At 49.5% G+C, this 15,638-nt stretch carries 13 protein-coding genes; 6 read left to right on the forward strand and 7 right to left on the reverse strand.

Annotated elements, in window-relative coordinates:
• Positions 1 to 53 precede the first annotated feature (53 nt).
• From M4J38_RS11075 to M4J38_RS11095, 5 genes are all read left to right on the forward strand, one after another.
• Positions 54 to 395, forward strand: coding sequence for a hypothetical protein (locus tag M4J38_RS11075; RefSeq protein ID WP_251759635.1), 342 nt, complete (start codon positions 54 to 56; stop codon positions 393 to 395).
• Positions 396 to 452: 57 nt separating this feature from the next.
• Positions 453 to 1,544 (forward strand): efflux RND transporter periplasmic adaptor subunit, encoded by a 1,092-nt coding sequence (locus M4J38_RS11080; RefSeq protein WP_251759637.1) that lies wholly within the window; start codon positions 453 to 455, stop codon positions 1,542 to 1,544.
• Between the two features lie 106 nt (positions 1,545 to 1,650).
• Positions 1,651 to 4,764, forward strand: a complete 3,114-nt coding sequence (locus M4J38_RS11085) for an efflux RND transporter permease subunit (RefSeq protein ID WP_251759638.1) — start codon at positions 1,651 to 1,653, stop codon at positions 4,762 to 4,764.
• Positions 4,754 to 6,187: an efflux transporter outer membrane subunit gene (locus tag M4J38_RS11090; protein ID WP_251759640.1), complete on the forward strand. Its 1,434-nt coding sequence runs from the start codon at positions 4,754 to 4,756 to the stop codon at positions 6,185 to 6,187. The genes M4J38_RS11085 and M4J38_RS11090 overlap by 11 nt, the downstream gene beginning before the upstream one ends.
• A 98-nt stretch (positions 6,188 to 6,285) precedes the next feature.
• Positions 6,286 to 6,921, forward strand: coding sequence for a response regulator transcription factor (locus M4J38_RS11095; RefSeq protein WP_251759641.1), 636 nt, complete (start codon positions 6,286 to 6,288; stop codon positions 6,919 to 6,921).
• Positions 6,922 to 7,279: 358 nt separating this feature from the next.
• Here M4J38_RS11095 and M4J38_RS11100 read toward each other — a convergent pair whose 3' ends face one another.
• The 6 genes from M4J38_RS11100 to M4J38_RS11125 all read right to left on the reverse strand — a co-directional run bounded on the left by M4J38_RS11100 (position 7,280) and on the right by M4J38_RS11125 (position 12,820).
• Complete coding sequence (locus tag M4J38_RS11100) at positions 7,280 to 9,184, reverse strand: M1 family metallopeptidase (RefSeq protein ID WP_251759642.1); 1,905 nt, start codon at positions 9,182 to 9,184, stop codon at positions 7,280 to 7,282.
• Between the two features lie 23 nt (positions 9,185 to 9,207).
• Positions 9,208 to 9,660 (reverse strand): PepSY-like domain-containing protein, encoded by a 453-nt coding sequence (locus tag M4J38_RS11105; RefSeq protein WP_251759643.1) that lies wholly within the window; start codon positions 9,658 to 9,660, stop codon positions 9,208 to 9,210.
• A 55-nt stretch (positions 9,661 to 9,715) separates the two neighbouring features.
• Positions 9,716 to 10,402, reverse strand: a complete 687-nt coding sequence (rsmI, locus tag M4J38_RS11110; RefSeq protein ID WP_251759645.1) for a 16S rRNA (cytidine(1402)-2'-O)-methyltransferase — start codon at positions 10,400 to 10,402, stop codon at positions 9,716 to 9,718.
• A gap of 77 nt (positions 10,403 to 10,479) precedes the next feature.
• Positions 10,480 to 10,725, reverse strand: coding sequence for a phosphoribosylformylglycinamidine synthase subunit PurS (purS, locus tag M4J38_RS11115; RefSeq protein WP_251759647.1), 246 nt, complete (start codon positions 10,723 to 10,725; stop codon positions 10,480 to 10,482).
• A gap of 7 nt (positions 10,726 to 10,732) precedes the next feature.
• The gene (locus M4J38_RS11120) at positions 10,733 to 11,500 is read right to left on the reverse strand and encodes a phosphatidylcholine/phosphatidylserine synthase (protein WP_251759649.1); all 768 of its coding nucleotides are present in this window, start codon (positions 11,498 to 11,500) and stop codon (positions 10,733 to 10,735) included.
• 27 nt (positions 11,501 to 11,527) lie between these two features.
• Complete coding sequence (locus M4J38_RS11125) at positions 11,528 to 12,820, reverse strand: aminopeptidase P family protein (protein WP_251759650.1); 1,293 nt, start codon at positions 12,818 to 12,820, stop codon at positions 11,528 to 11,530.
• A gap of 425 nt (positions 12,821 to 13,245) precedes the next feature.
• On the opposite strand from M4J38_RS11125, the gene pckA reads away from it, so the two are divergent.
• The gene (gene pckA, locus M4J38_RS11130) at positions 13,246 to 14,850 is read left to right on the forward strand and encodes a phosphoenolpyruvate carboxykinase (ATP) (protein ID WP_251759651.1); all 1,605 of its coding nucleotides are present in this window, start codon (positions 13,246 to 13,248) and stop codon (positions 14,848 to 14,850) included.
• 106 nt (positions 14,851 to 14,956) lie between these two features.
• On the opposite strand, the gene M4J38_RS11135 is transcribed toward pckA, so the two are convergent.
• On the reverse strand, positions 14,957 to 15,592 hold the full coding sequence (locus M4J38_RS11135) for a deoxynucleoside kinase (RefSeq protein ID WP_251759652.1): 636 nt from the start codon (positions 15,590 to 15,592) through the stop codon (positions 14,957 to 14,959).
• Between the last annotated feature and the right edge of the window lie 46 nt (positions 15,593 to 15,638).

Genomic DNA, 15,638 nt, shown 5'->3' on the forward strand with positions numbered 1-15,638 from the left:
TTTTAACCGGCTTGTCCGGCAATCAGCAATTTTAACCAAACTGTAGAAGCATCATGTTGATACATCGGTGGATGGTCATTATTTTATTACTCACAGGTTTCTGCCTCATGAAGCGGCAGAACATGATCTGTGTGACCAATCCCCTCGACGCTATCGGACATGTGGTGCTGAAGAAAGACCTTGATTCAGATGCTTCCGTTAGTTGCGCCGGCCTTGAAGCGCCCGACCAGGAAGAAGCCGTTCTGCAAAGAACCACGCCCCGCGTTGATCCCATCGTTATCGTTAAGGAAGATATAGCATCAGACTGTTCTTCCCTCCATCATTTCACCACATGGAATGGCGAACACGTTTCTCCCGCTCACCACGATTATCTTTTCCGGCTCAAACCCTTTTGATAAACATGAATTGCGTGCCATAAACACACTATTCCTATTTATCAAAAAATACTTCAAATGAAATACGATTTTCGTTTGGCACTGTGCGCGTTCTCCATTGCGGGATGCACAGCCAACTCAGCAGTTCCCACTACCCAATCGAAACCTGAACTCCCGGTGATTACCGTGGTTCAGAAAGATACTATGCTCGAAACCCGTTATGTGGCCGATATCGAAGCCGTTCAAAATGTGGAAATACGCGCTAAAGTATCCGGGTTTCTCGATAAAATTTTAATTGATGAAGGCCGTGAAGTAAAGAAAGGACAAATCCTCTTCAAACTGAACGATGAAGAATACAAAGCGAATCTCGCTTCCGCCAAAGCCCTGCTCTCTAACGCGATGGCAGAAGAAAAAGGCGCTGAACTCGAAGTAAAACGAGTGAAATTACTGGTAGACAAAAAAGTCATTTCCAAAACAGAACTCGAACTGGCCGAAGCGCGGCTCACCGCGGCACACGCTAAAGTGAACGAAGCCCGGTCCAACGAATCGAATGCCGCGCTGAAACTCTCTTACACCAACATCCGTGCGCCTTTCGATGGGATCATCAACCGCATTCCGCTGAAGGCTGGTAGTCTCGTAAATGAGGGCGCACTCCTCACCACCGTATCCGATGTAAGGGCCATCTACGCCTATTTTAATGTATCGGAGAACGAATACCTCCGCTACCGCAACAAAGAAGACAAAGAAAACGACCAGGTGGAACTGATTCTCTCCAATGGTGAAACCTACACCCACAAAGGAAAGATAGAAACCATTGAAGGTGAGTTTGATGAAACCACCGGCTCCATCGCTTTCCGCGCACGTTTTCCTAATCCCGGAAAGTTGTTGCGGCACGGCGCTTCAGGCAAAGTAAGACTCACCAACAAGATTGAAGACGCCCTCATGGTGCCGCAGAAATCCACTTTCGATATCCAGGATAAAAACTTCGTATTCGTCCTGAACAAAGAGAACAAAGTGAAGATGCGGCACTTCAAACCAAAGACCCGCGTAGCCGATTACTACATTGTGCAGGAAGGGCTTGAAAAAGGCGACCGCATTGTGTACGAAGGCATGCAGGATTTGCGCGATGGCGCCATTATTACACCGAAAGAGACCAGCGCAGCACTCTAGCATTACATTCATGTAAACCATCCGAAAATTCCTCTGCGGAGGAAGCGGGCATGTTTTTGTCCGGCCGTTCATAAAACTGAAATAATTCAATCCTAAAGCTGTTGAAATGATCGAAACATTCATCAGGAGGCCGGTGCTTTCACTGGTGATCTCCATCGTCATCACATTACTCGGTGCACTGGCGCTGTTCACCTTGCCGGTGACGCAGTTCCCGGACATTGTGCCGCCATCTGTTGTGGTGACCGCCAAATACACCGGCGCGAACGCTGAAGTGTGCGCCAAGGCCGTGGCCACCCCGCTGGAACGCGCCATCAACGGTGTTCCCGGCATGACCTATATGTCGTCCGTAACCAGCAACAACGGCACCACCCTGATACAGGTGTTTTTTAAAGTTGGGACCGACCCCGACGTAGCGGCCGTGAACGTGCAAAACCGCGTTACCACCGTGCTGGATGAACTGCCGGAAGAAGTGATCAAAGCCGGTGTAACCACGGAAAAAGAAGTGAACAGTATGCTCATGTACCTGAACGTAATGAGCACCGATACGGCCACCGATGAACAGTTTATCTACAACTTTACCGACATCAACGTATTGCAGGAGCTGAAACGTATTGATGGCGTGGGTTTCGTGGAGATCATGGGCCAGAAGGAATACGCCATGCGGGTTTGGCTGAACCCGGAGCGCATGCTCGCCTACAAGGTTTCCGCCGATGAGGTAACCGAAGCGTTGCGGGCGCAGAACATAGAAGCGGCACCTGGGAAAACCGGAGAAAGTTCCGGTCGTAATGCCCAATCTTTTCAATATGTATTGAAATACACCGGAAAGTTTTTTGAACCGGAGCAGTACGCCAATATCGTGATCCGTTCCGGAGACGATGGCTCCTTTCTGAAACTGAAGGATGTGGCCGAAGTGGAGTTTGGTTCCATGACCTACAGTATGGTATCGAAAACAGATGGTCGCCCCTCCGCTTCCATCATGATCAAACAAAGGCCCGGGTCCAACGCCCGGGATGTGATCGCGGCCATCAAGGAACGGATGGCTGAGTTGAAGGAACGCTCCTTTCCCCCGGGCATGGATTTTAACGTAAACTATGATGTATCCCGTTTCCTCGACGCATCGATTCACGAAGTGGTGAAAACATTGATAGAAGCGTTTCTACTTGTATTCATCGTCGTGTTCATCTTCCTTCAGGATTTCAGAAGTACGCTTATCCCAGCATTGGCCGTACCCGTAGCGCTCATCGGCACACTGGCCTTCATGCAGTTGATGGGCTTCTCCATTAACCTGCTCACCTTGTTCGCGCTGGTACTGGCGATTGGTATTGTGGTGGACAACGCGATCGTGGTGGTGGAGGCGGTCCATGTAAAGATGACCGAAGAAAAACTTCCGGCGATGGAAGCCACGGTTTCCGCCATGAAAGAGATCAGCGGGGCCATCGTGGCCATCACCCTGGTGATGTCGGCGGTATTTATACCGGTGGCATTCTTATCCGGCCCGGTTGGTGTTTTCTACCGGCAGTTCTCCCTCACCCTCGCCATAGCCATTGTTATCTCGGGCATCAACGCGCTTACCCTAACCCCGGCACTCTGTGCGCTGATGCTTAAACACAGCCACAGTACAGGAAAAAAGAACCTGTTGCAACGTTTCTTTTCTTCCTTCAACAAAGGTTACGATGCTACCGCCAACGGTTACATGAAATTATTGGGCAAGATCGCGGGCAGAAGGATGGTAACGATCGTGTTGCTGCTTGTTTTCTGTGGCGCGACCTGGAGTGTTTCGAAAATTCTTCCCTCAGGCTTTATTCCCACGGAAGACCAGGGCATGATTTACGTGAACGTAACTACGCCACCCGGTTCCACCGTTGAACGTACCGAAGCCGTACTGGATGGTATTCAGCGGGAAGCGGCCAAACTTGGCGCGACGGAATCCGTTTCCACACTCGCGGGCTTCAGTCTGGTGAACGATGTAGCCGGCGCCTCTTACGGCATGGGCATGATTAACCTGAAGATGTGGGAAGAAAGAACCTCCTCGGTCCAGGAAATCATTGATTCCCTGATCGCCGCTACCCGGCACATCACCGACGCACGCATCGAATTCTTTCCCCCGCCCACCGTTCCCGGCTTCGGCAACTCCAGCGGATTTGAATTGAGGGTGATCGACAGAACCGGTACCGGCGACCTGCAAAAAACCGCGGCGGTCACCAATGGCTTCATCTCCGCGCTGAAAAAGGACCCGGCCATCGGCTCCGCCTTCACCAGCTTCGATCCCAACTTCCCGCAGTATATGATCCATGTTGACCAGGAAATGGCCGCACAAAAAGGCGTTACGATAGACAACGCCATGAGCACCCTGCAAACTTTGCTCGGCAGTTATTACGCCACGAACTTCATCCGCTTCGGACAGATGTATAAAGTGATGGTACAGGCTTACCCGCAATACCGCACCAAGCCGGAAGACATCCTTCAGCTTTATGTGCGCAGCAGCAGCGGAGAAATGGTTCCTTATTCCAGTTTCATCAAACTGGAACGTGTATACGGACCGGAGCAACTCACCCGCTACAACATGTACACCTCCGCCATGATTAATGGTGATGCCGCACCCGGTTCAAGCAGCGGCGACGCCATTAAGGCGATAGAAAAAGTAGCGGAGAAAGAACTCCCGAGGGGCTTCGGTTTTGAATGGAGCGGCATGACGCGCGAACAGATTCTTTCCGGCAACCAGGCCGTTTACATCTTCCTGATCTGTATCGTGTTCGTGTACCTGTTGCTGGCTGCTCAGTACGAAAGTTTCCTGCTGCCGCTGCCCGTGCTGCTCTCGTTGCCCGCGGGCATCTTCGGCGCGTTCGCCACACTTTACCTGGCAGGACTGGAAAACAATATTTATGCGCAGGTGGCCCTCGTGATGCTGATCGGACTGTTGGGAAAGAACGCCATCCTGATCGTGGAGTTCGCCGTACTCAAGAGGAAACAGGGCATGCCGGTACTGGAAGCGGTGAAAGAAGGCGCTTTCGCACGTTTGCGTCCTATACTCATGACCTCCTTCGCCTTTATTGCGGGATTGATCCCCTTGTGTATCGCCAGCGGCGCGGGCGCCATGGGCAACCGTTCTATTGGTACCGCCGCAGCAGGCGGCATGCTGATCGGCACCTTGTTCGGCGTACTGATCATTCCCGGACTTATCTATCTCTTCAGTTCTAAAAAAGAAAAAAATGCAGCTTAACAAGATATTACTTGTCTCCGCAATCGCCATCGCCGGAGGATGCGCCGTGCCGAAAAAACAACTTTCTCCGGAACTCTCCGCTTTACCGGATACCTTCCACCATGCGGCAGACAACGACTCATTGCAGGTAAGCCTTCCCGTTAGAACAACACTGTTTACCGATACGGTATTGCTCGCCCTGATAGATACCGCGTTACAACAAAACGCAGACATGTTGATAGCGGTACAGAAACTGAACCTCAGCGCAACGGAACTCTACCGCCGGAAAGCCGCCTTTCTTCCCAGCCTGGAAGCCACAGCCAGCGCGGGCATTACGAGATACGGCGATTATACGATAGACGGTGTCGGCAATTTCGACACCAATCTTTCAGGCAACATCAACGAGAAACAACGGACACCGGACCCATTAGTGCCGGATTATTTCGTCGGGTTCCGGAGCAATTGGGAACTCGACATCTGGGGTAAACTGAAAACCCTTAAAACCGCGGCCTCTTACCAGTACTTATCCGACCAGGCCGCGCAACAGATGGTAAAAACCGAACTGGTGGCACAAGTAGCGTCGTTGTATTACGAACTGCTTGCGAAAGACAATGAACGCGCCATCCTGGAAAAGAATATTCAACTCCAGGAAACCGCGTTGGAAATCATCCGTACCCAAAAAACCGGCGGACGCGCCACAGAGCTTGCCGTACAACAGTTCCAGGCGCAGTTGCTGCGTACACAGGGCGCGGTATTTCTCACCAATCAGGAAATCACCGCACTGGAAAACCAGCTCTGCTTCCTGCTGGGAAAATATCCCGAGCGGATTAAACGTGGTACACCATTGAACCTCCAGCAAATGCCCGGCACACTGAATGTGGGCATCCCCGCTCAATTACTGAAAAACCGTCCTGATATACGCAGAGAAGAATTAAAAATGAAAGCCGTCACCGCGGGTACGGAAGCGGCAAGACTTTCCTTCAAACCTTCCTTCCTGATCACGCCTTATGCAGGATTGAACAGTTTTAAAGCAGGCTTGCTTTTCAGTCCTGAATCAGCCGCACTCGGCATCCTCGGTAACATCAGCGCACCATTGCTGAACCAGCGGGCGCTGAAGGCGAACCACCGCGAAGCCGCAACACAGGCAGCCATCAGTTTCCAGGAATACAGGAAAACAGTATTGAATGCCGTACAGGAGGTGAGTTCCGGACTCAATGCCATTCAGAATATCACCAAAGCCTACCAATACAAAGAGCAGGAATTTAATGTGCTGAACAATGGCGTATCCACCGCGAACGACCTGTTCCTCAGCGGGTACGCCAATTACCTTGAAGTAATCACCGCACAAAGAACCGTACTGGAAACCGAACTGGAACTGAGCAGGCAGAAAAAAGAACTGCTGCTTTCACAAGTGAAGCTGTACCGTGCATTAGGAGGAAATTAAACAGCAAGAATAAATACCACAAAGCGGTTATTGTCTATATTCACAAATTATAGAACATTTGCATATTGTGTAACGTGGAAAAGACCCTGGAAAATTAAATGAAGATCAATGTATGTATCGTGGATGATAACAAGGACATCCGACAGGCGCTGGAAGAAGTGATCAAATTATCAGACGATTATGTTTGCATCGGTTCTTACGCTTCCTGTGAAGAAGCGCTGGATGGAATTCCTGATGTACATCCTCATGTAGTGTTAATGGACATCAACCTGGGAACGGGCAGCGGCATAGATTGTGTCCGCAAACTCAAACCCCAGGTACCGGACATTCTTTATATGATGTGTACGGTGTATGAAGAAGATGAAAAGATCTTCGAGGCGCTGAGCGCGGGCGCCAATGGTTATATTCTCAAAAAAACCGCCCCGGACAAATTACTGGAAGCCATCCGCGAATTGCATGAAGGTGGTGCCCCCATGAGCAGCCAGATCGCAAGAAAAGTAGTGGCGGCCTTCCAGGCCAAATCCCTGGCCGACAGCCAGGCGGATACGCTCGGCATGTTGTCTAACCGGGAAAAGGAAATACTGGAACTCCTCGCGAAAGGCATGTTGTACAAAGAGATCGCCGCCGAACTGTTCATCAGCCAGGAAACGGTGCGTAAACATGTGTACCATATTTACGAAAAGCTTCACGTCAACAACCGGATCGAAGCCATCAATAAGTTCTTCGGAAGGTAAAAACTACCGTAAATGGGTAGTTTAAATGCCCTCAGAAGGCAAAAGCATAGTTGAATAGGGCAAAATATACCACTTAGTGGTATTGTACAGGTGAGGTTACCCACCTACTTTTGTAGGGCACTCAACACTAAGGCTAATCAAATACCATTTACATAAATGGCAAGAAGTTGGCATTAATCATTAACCTTACCACGTTCTTTTCAACGAGAACAATTTTGAAGACCATCCTTCGGGGTGGTCTTCCCATTACGAGAAGCCACAGGCTTCGAAGTAATCTCCCATCGGCTAAACAGTTCATCCTTTGAAAGATGCACCGTGTAGTCGATGGGAGACTCCTTCGGGGCTTCGCCCCTCGGAGTTATCTCCCCGAGGTGTTGTTCGTGGGGTTGATGTCGGCCATTCGTTTGGATGGATCGATTTCAACGGATGCCACTTCACTTAATTTTTTACTGATCGTGAATGTGTATTTGGGATGCGTCCATTTCCAGGCTTCGTGGGTGGTGCGGGGCAGCGCCGGCTGCTCATTCGGTTTTTCACCGAACATCAGGTAGAGCGGAATATAGTGTTGTTCCTTAGAGCCATCTTTATAGGTCACTTCCACGTCAATGGGCATGGGCATTTGCCCGATACGGGCGAGACGCACGGTAGCTTTACCAGCGGATTCCCATACGCTATCGATGGCGTAATCAATGGTTTTGGTGCTGTTCACCCAGTATTGGCGGTACCAATCCAGTTGCAGGCCACTCACCTTTTCGGCTATGCGCATAAAATCATTGATGTTGGGATGTTTGAACGCCCACTGCCTGTAATATTCCAGCAGGATTTTATCACGCGCTTCAGCACCGGTGATGTAACCAAGCTGGCTCAGGAATACCTCTCCTTTTGAGTAGGAAGCAATGCTGTAGGAAATATTTGTATTGTAATGGTCCGCATGGGTGGTCAGTGGTTCTTCCAGTCCGCTTTTCGCGAGCATGAAATAGCTGTTGTAGGCACCTGCGTGGTACAAAGGCAGTTCCGTATCGGCGGCGGTCTTTTTCGGACCGGTGCTTACGGTTCCCTGCTGCGGTTTTTCACTCGTGCGTGATTTATAATATTCCGATACCAGGCTTTCGGCATAACTGGTAAAACCTTCGTCCATCCAGGGATACAGCGATTCGTTGGTACCCATCAGCATCTGGTACCAGGTATGCATCCACTCATGGAAAACGGTACCCAGTCCGGGGCCTTTCAGCAGGGTGCTCATGGGGTATTCCATACCACCATCGCCACCTTGTATAAACGAATATTGCTTGTAAGGGTATTTCCCGAAATGCTGTTCAATGAACGGAAGCACTTGCGCGGCGGCATCGTTGATCTTCTTCCAGGCTTCATCCTGCGAAGGATTTGAAGGCTTGTACAGCGTAAATAGACTGGGCCCGCCGGGCATATCTTTTCTCAGTACTTTATAAGTTGGGTCAGCGGCCCACATAAAATCGTGCACATTGGGTGCGGTGAAATGCCATGTATGTGTTTTACCGGAGGCTTTAGGTACTTTCACCCCTTTATCTTCATAACCGAAGCCAATTTCATTGGCATTTACAAGGTATCCGGTTCCACCGATCACATAAGATTTATCGATGGTGATCTTCACATCAAAATCGCCCCACACACCATAGAATTCACGGGCGATATAAGGTGTGGGATGCCAGCCTTCATAATCATATTCACACATTTTAGGATACCACTGCGCCATGCTGAAGCGTATACCCTCCGCATTGTCGCGTCCGCTTCTCCTCACCTGCACGGGCACCTGCGCTTCGAAATTCATATCGAATGTAACATTTGAATTGGGCAGGATGGGCTGATCGAGGATCACTTCCAGTATGGTTTCGCGCAGCTTCACTTCCTGCGGCCTGCCGTTCATGGAAAGGGAGATGATTTTCTGGTACCCGATCTCTTCCGGCTTCAGGTTGCTGATGCGGTCGCGCACCCGTCCGTCCCAGTCGGGACGGCCATTGATCAGTGTTTTACCCAGTTCCTGACTGCGCACGTCCATCATACTGTTGGGCTGAAACGCATTCCAGTAGAGGTGGTAGAACACTTTAAAAAGTGTATCCGGGGAATTGTTCCAGTACTGCAGCTTTTGTTTCCCGGTAAATTTGTTGGCAGCGGCATCCACGTTGATGTCCATGTCATATTTCACACGTTGCTGCCAGCGGGAAGGCTGGGCTGATGCTGTAGTAACCAACAGCAGAAAGATGGGAAGCAGGTGTAGTTTTCGCATATGTTAGGTTGAAATTCAAAATCCTACAAAGTAATATTGTCCTTCAGCAAGCGACCTTCGCTGCTGAACAAAAGGTTCTTTCTTTGAATATCGCTTTTTATGGCCTGCACACGGTACTGAATTTTATCACCGGGCAGCATGATTTTATGAACGGTTCCCATTTCCCACTCGGCATACTTGCTTTTTTCATATCCTTCAATCACACCAGCAGGAAGGTCTTCGGCGGGCAATTGCCTTTCGGTATTCAGCCATTCTCCCTTACCGTTGAAACGCGCTTCGTACGTGATATTATCTTCTTCATAACGGGCCATGAAAGAAGTCAGTTTGTCGCTCCATTCCACGTTGGTCGCGGAGGGGTATTTTGACTTGAAGGCTTCCGTAACGGCCGCCGGCACTTTACGCACCTGGGCCGAAACACTATTTACAAGGAACACTGTTCCCATCACTACACCTAAAGCGATCATTCTTAATTTCATACGAGTTGTTTTTGAACAAAGTGCAAATATCAATCCCGGAACTGAAAAGGAAATCCTAAATTCCTGCCACCACAATCACGATCTCTCCTTTTACTGTTTTCTGCCGGAAATGATCGGCCACTTCTTTTAAAGTACCCCGCGCATTTTCTTCGAACTTTTTAGTGAGTTCACGGGAAACACAGCAGGCACGGTCGGCCCCGAAATATTCCGCGAGTTGATCTAGGGTTTTCACCAACCGCACCGGTGACTCGTAGAACACCATTGTCCTTTCTTCTTTCGCCAGTTCAGTCAGCAAAGTATGCCTGCCTTTTTTAAGGGGAAGAAAACCTTCAAAGCAAAACCGGTTAATGGGCAATCCACTGTTCACCAGAGCGGGCACAAAAGCGGTAGCGCCGGGTAAACATTCTACTGGTACACCTTCCTGCACGCAGGCACGAACGAGGAGAAACGCCGGATCGGAAATCCCTGGTGTACCCGCGTCTGTAAGCAGGGCCATCACTTTACCGGCCTTCATTTGTTCGGTGAGGTGTTGAAATACCCGGTGTTCGTTGTGCTGGTGGTAGGCGGTGAGCGGTTTCTGAATGCTGTAATGCTGCAGCAAAACGGAAGACGTGCGGGTATCCTCCGCAAGGATAAGATCGGCCGATTTCAATGTCTCCACCGCACGAAAAGTAATATCGGCCAGGTTCCCGATGGGGGAAGGAACGAGAAAAAGTTTACCGGAGGCTGTACTTTCGTTCAATGTGTTTGGTTTAAACGGAAAATGTTGAATACCCTGGCAGCAGTACCCTGGTATTCAACATCTCAGTATTTTTATCCTTAGTTCACTGATATCTCGAAGTATTCCATCACCTGGTTGGCCAGCAGCTTCTTAGCGGCGGTTTCAGCGATGGCTTTCGCGGCGGCTTCATCGGCCGCTTCTATCTGAAGGGTAATGTTCTTGCCGATCCGTACATCAGCCACTTCCTTAATACCGAGGTTTTCCAATCCGCCCATTACGGCTTTTCCCTGGGGGTCCAGCAATTCTTTCAGCGGCATCACTTTTACCTGAACTGTGTAGGTCATGATCCTGTTATTTGTTGGTTGTTTTAAAAGAGGCCAAAGATAAGACAATGTAGGCGATAAATACGAACGGCACCGCCAGCCAGCTGAGGAAAACACCGGCCACGGCCGCAATCAGGACCAAAAGGTATTTCGACGCGTTGTTCTTCCAACTGTAATCCCTGAACTTCATGGCCATGAGTGGCAGTGTGGACACCATCAGCCAGGAAACCAGGATACATACCGCATACAACACCCATTTGTTCAACAATATCTCGTTGATCCCATACGGATTATACAGCAAGATCAGGGGAAAGGAGGCGATCACCAGTCCCGCCGCAGGTGCGGGGCATCCTTTAAACCCATAAGACTGCGAAGGGTCGATGTTGAAGCGGGCCAGCCTGTAAGCCGCGGCGGCTGGAACCAATAAGGCGGGCAACAGCCAGGCCACACTCACCTCGATGCCATCCACTTCCCGGAGGAAAGTCATGCGCAGCATCTGGTAAAGGATCATCCCCGGAGCCACGCCAAAACTCACCACATCCGCAAGGGAATCGAGTTGTTTGCCCATCTCAGATTCAGCTTTGAACAGCCTGGCCACGAACCCATCCAGGAAATCGATCACCGCCGCAATGCCGATGAACACACTTCCCCACCATATTTTTTCCGGCAGATTGATGATTACACTCGTTCCATCATACAAAGAAGCGAGGTTCTCCCCGGGTTGCAGGATGCAGATGATGGCCACGCAGCCGAAAACCAGGTTGAGCAGGGTAAATATGTTCGGGATTTGTTTCATGTTGTTTGTGCTGATTTGAATGCTGAATTATTTCTTCTTCATCAACGCCTCAATATCTTCGGCTTTAATGGGAATATTCTTCATCAGGTCAACATTGCCTTTTTTGGTGATCCAGACGTTGTTCTCCAAACGCACGCCCATTTGTTCTTCCTCAATATAAATACCGGGCTCAATGGTAAACACCATGCCTTCGGTAATGGGATCGGTTTTCGTGCCCACATCGTGCACATCAATGCCGAGATGGTGGGAAATGCCGTGGTAAAGGTATTTTCGGTAGGCCCTGTTGTTGGGGTCTTCATTCTTCACCTCTTGCTTAGTGAGCAACCCGATCTTCTGGAAAACTTTCGTGGCCTCCTCTCCTACCTTGTCCTGGTAGGCCAGTACGGAGATGCCGGGCACCAATATGCTTTTCGCATAGTCATGCAGGTGAAGACACGCGTTGTACACTTCTTTCTGGCGTTTTGAAAACTTGCCGTTCACGGGCACGGTGCGGGTAAGGTCCGCGCAATAGCCGCCGTATTCAGCGCCAAAGTCCATCAGCACCATTTCACCATCCTTACATTCCTGGTTGTTGAATACATAATGCAGTATCCGCGCACGGTCGCCGCTGGCAATGATGCTGTTGTAAGCCGGGCGGGTGGCGCGTTGCGTGAGGAAGGAGTGCCATATTTCGGCTTCAATTTCGTATTCCATCACACCGGGACGGATGAATTGCAGCAATCTTCTGAAAGTATGTTCGGTAATATCAATCGCTTGCTGCATCACCACCACTTCTTCCTTGCTTTTGATGGCGCGGAGATCGCGCAGGATCGGTGCGCTGCGCAGGTACTGGTGCAGGGGATATTTGCGTTTCATGTCTTCGATGAAACGGTAATCACGTACGGGAACGATGGTCGATTTACGGTCGTGCTCGTTGGTATTGAGGTATATTTTATCGGCGAGGTGTATCCAGCCGATGAGCAATGCTTCCAGGGTGTCCAGCCAAACGATGGTAGTAATACCCGATATAGCTGTGGCTTCGTTGGTGCGGAGCCTTTTTCCATCCCATTTCTCTTTCAGTTCATTCGGACGAACCAATACCAGTACTTCCCTGTATTTGGGGTCGGGGTTATCGGGGTAAAGAATCACCATTGAATCTTCCTGGGTAATACCTGAAAGCCAGAAAAGATCGGAGTTCTGTTTAAAAGTATGTTGCGCGTCGGCATTGGTCGGCAATTCATCATTGCTGTTGAAGATCGCAATGGCATTTTTTTCCATTCTTTTCACAAAGCGCTTCCTGTTCTGAACGAATATAGCCGGATCTAAAGGGAGGTATTTCATATCGTAGCTTTTGAAGGTGGCAAGATAGGGATTTTGGATTTTGAATGTTGAATTTGGGATGGGGGATTTTAGTATGGATGGGGGGAGCAATTGCTTGTGCGGACGAAATGGAGGATAGTCTTGCCGCATTGGGTAGCTGTACGATCCAAAGGATGGAATTGGTAAATCAATCAGATGGGTTGGTGGAATTCCCATAAAAACGCTGCACCGGGATAGGTAGATTTATTTAGGTGAACGGGAAGATTTAGCGGGCATTCAAAGGAATCCGGTTTCATTTCTAAAATCATCAGCAAAGCCTCTGTTTTAGAGAATATTCAAAAATAAAGGCATTAAAACTATTTAAAATAAACAAAACCCATTTTAATTGCCACTTGATTAGATAAATTTTAATATTTAGTTTTGTAACAAACAAATGCGATTGCTTCATGTCAGTACCAACCTTTACGATCCCTGCGGAGAAATTAACGCAGCTGGGATTGCGTTTTTCAGACAACATCCACTACCAGCTTACGCCCGAAGAACTGGTTCAGGACACGCTCCGTATTGGAGAAGGTGAATTGAACGATACCGGCGCACTGGTGATCAAAACCGGGAAATTCACCGGCCGCTCGCCCAAAGACAAATTCATTGTAAAAGATGAACTCACCGCTAAAACGGTAGACTGGAACGATTTCAACATCCCCCTGGAGCCACTGTATTTCGACCGCATCTTCGATTCCATCATGGCTTACATGAACCGCCTGCCTGAAATGTGGGTACGCGATTGCTACGCCTGTGCCGATCCCCGTTACCGCCTTAACATCCGCGTGGTAAACGAAAAGCCCTGGATCAACCTGTTTGCGCACAACATGTTCCTTCGCCCCGAAGAAGAGGAACTGGAAACCTTCCGGCCCGACTGGCACATCATTTCCGCGCCGGGACTAAAACTCGATCCCGTAAAATGTGGTACCCGCCAGGAGAACGCGGCCGTGGTCAGTTTCCGTCATAAAATGATTCTGATCGCAGGAACAGGCTACACGGGCGAAACCAAGAAAGGCATCTTCACCATCCTCAACTATATTCTTCCGCTGGAGCAAAAAGTGCTGAGCATGCACTGCTCCGCGAACATGGGTGAAGCAGGCGATACGGCCATCTTCTTCGGACTGAGCGGTACCGGCAAAACCACCTTGAGCGCCGATCCCAACCGGAAATTGATTGGCGACGATGAACATGGCTGGACCAACGATGGTGTTTTTAATTTTGAAGGCGGATGCTACGCGAAGTGTATTGATCTTTCCGAAGAGAAAGAGCCCGAAATATTCCACGCCATCAAACCAGGTGCGCTGGTAGAGAACGTTCGTTTCTTTGAAGGCACCAACCGCATCAATTTCGCGGATGGCTCCATTACAGAGAATACACGCGTTTCGTATCCGCTGGATTTCATCAGCAACGCATTGGAACCCAGTATCGGCGGTATGCCGAAGAACATCTTCTTCCTCACCTGCGATGCGTATGGTGTACTTCCACCCATTTCCAAATTATCTCCGGGACAAGCTATGTACCAGTTCATCAGCGGATATACCGCTAAAGTTGCCGGCACTGAAACAGGCATCACTGAGCCTAAGTCCACATTCAGCGCATGTTTCGGAGCACCGTTCCTTCCCTTGCATCCGGGCAGATACGCGGAAATGCTGGGCGAAAAAATGAAGGAACACAAAGTAAAAGTTTGGCTGATCAATACCGGCTGGACCGGAGGCGCGTTTGGAACGGGATCACGCATGAAGTTGTCTTATACCCGTGCCATGATCACCGCCGCGCTGGAAGGCAAACTGGATGATACCGCATTTACCATTGATCCTGTATTTGGGGTAGCCGTGCCGGTAAGTTGTCCGGGTGTACCACAAAACATACTGATACCTAGGCAAACATGGGCCAGTGCTGAGGCCTACGATGCGCAGGCGCGTAACCTGGCACAGCAGTTCGTTAAAAACTTTGAAAAATATGCCGCGGGCGTTTCAAAAGAAATTTTAATGGCCGGGCCTAAGATATAATCAGAATTAATTCCGTAGTTTTAAATTGATTGCGGAAGTTTTTGCTTTCACAGTCGCTTGCATGTTTTGTTTTGAGGCTCCCTCGGTTCCCCGGGGGAGTTCTTTTTTAGAACAGGCCGTACAGTTGTCCGTCGATGCGGTTGATGATCTCACCAAGGTGCTCTTCGCTTTCCGCGAACTTGTTCTTATCTACATCTATCACCAGCAACGGACCTTCTTTATAATCTTCGATCCATTTATTGTAATAATCGTTCAGGCGTTTGAGGTAGTCGAGGCGGATGTTCTCTTCGTATTCCCTGCCGCGTTTCTGTATCTGCGCCACCAGTGTGGGCACCGAAGCCTGCAGGTAGATGAGCAGGTCGGGGGGTTGCACCATAGACTTGAGGTTCTGAAAGAAAAGAAAGTAGTTGTCGAAATCGCGTTTGCTCATCAGCCCCATTTCGTGGAGGTTGGGTGCGAAGATGTGTGCGTCTTCGTATATAGTTCTGTCCTGAATAATTGTTTCCGTTCCACGTTGGATATCGAGCAACTGACGCAGCCTGCTGTTAAGGAAATAAATCTGGAGGTTGAAACTCCAGCGGGGCATCTCTTCGTAAAAATCGTTGAGGTACGGGTTGTGTTCCACATCTTCAAACTGCGGGATCCATTTGTAATGCTTGCTCAGCATTTCGGTGAGGGTGGTTTTGCCCGCGCCTATGTTTCCTGCAACTGCAATGTGTTTGGGTTTTTTCAGCTTTGCCATAATGGTAACGGTGTGAGGGACACAAAATAAGAAATAATATGTTGTT

This window comes from Parasegetibacter sp. NRK P23 (assembly GCF_023721715.1).
Lineage (GTDB): Bacteria > Bacteroidota > Bacteroidia > Chitinophagales > Chitinophagaceae > Parasegetibacter.